Below are 1066 nucleotides of genomic sequence, written 5' to 3'. Positions count from 1 at the left end.
AAGCAGCGCCATCACCGCGTCGACCTTGGTCATCGTATCGCTCGGCAACGACCCGATCAACGGATTGCCATCCGGCCCCAATTCATGCCACTTCATAGCTCACGCCTCCTCTCGGTATCCCGATTGCGCAACAGGTGGAGCGGCAAGACATCCGCCCTCCTCCCCCGCCGCCGCGAGTCGTTCCCGAAAGCCTGCGTGATATGCTGTCCGACAGCCGTGATTCACCTCCTTTGTCAGGTGGGTTGTGGTCAGGGGACCGGGTGGCCGCAATCCACCCGGTTGCCCGCTTCAACGCCCTTCCGCCTCCGCCTGAATCAATGCCTCCACCACCTCTCCCTGGGTTTGGCTCCTGTCAGCCGCCAGCATCTTCAGATATCCCGCGGCCTCTTCACTGACCCACAGGCATACTCTGCGTTTTCCAGCCGCTTTCAGGCGATCTTCGTAGGCCCTTTGTCCTTCGGTGGGGGTACCGTATTGCTTCTTGCGTGGCGTCAATGGTGTTTCTCCGCATTACTCAATGCATGATCATGCAATCATCAGTGCGTGATTTTTGTCAAGCGGAGCTTCCGGGAACATCCATCGCAACTTCTCCGGCTACGACCTGCCCCGTGAGGAGAAGGCGGACAAGGCGCGCTTCGATCTGTTGAAGAAGGCCTATATCGACGCCCGCTACTCCAAGAGCTACCGGATCAGCGAGGAGGAGCTGACGGTGCTGCGGGCACAGGTGCTGGATCTGGCTGCGCGGGTGTTGCGGGCTTGCCGGGAGAAGCTGGCGTCGTTCTGCGGCAGTGACGCAGCTGGGGAGCTGCCCGCGCTGCCGGAGGACGGGGAGGTGCTGGAGTTGCCGCCGCTGCCGGAGGTGGAGGATCGGGCGGCGATGGAGCGGTGGGGGCGGTTGGTGGCGGCGAGGCAATGGGAAAGCGGGCGGGAGACGGGGACGGCCGAGGGTATGGAGCGCGGCTTGGCGGAAGGTCTGGAACGCGGACGGGCGGAAGGCGTTCGCAAGGTCGCCGTGGCGCTGCTGGCGAAGGGGATGGCCAGGGAGGAGGTGGCGGAGGCCACCGGA

At 63.9% G+C, this 1066-nt stretch carries 1 protein-coding gene and 1 pseudogene; one reads left to right on the top strand and one right to left on the bottom strand.

The features are described from left to right. Positions 1 to 288: 288 nt before the first annotated feature. On the bottom strand, positions 289 to 495 hold the full coding sequence (locus ACYQ2W_RS26360) for a RepB family protein (protein WP_459874061.1): 207 nt from the start codon (positions 493 to 495) through the stop codon (positions 289 to 291). Positions 496 to 550: 55 nt separating this feature from the next. On the opposite strand from ACYQ2W_RS26360, the pseudogene ACYQ2W_RS26355 reads away from it, so the two are divergent. After that, positions 551 to 1066: pseudogene (locus tag ACYQ2W_RS26355) on the top strand (hypothetical protein); the annotation flags it as partial.

It is taken from the genome of Endothiovibrio diazotrophicus, from assembly GCF_054657215.1.
This window is presented reverse-complemented; position numbering and strand designations above follow the sequence as displayed.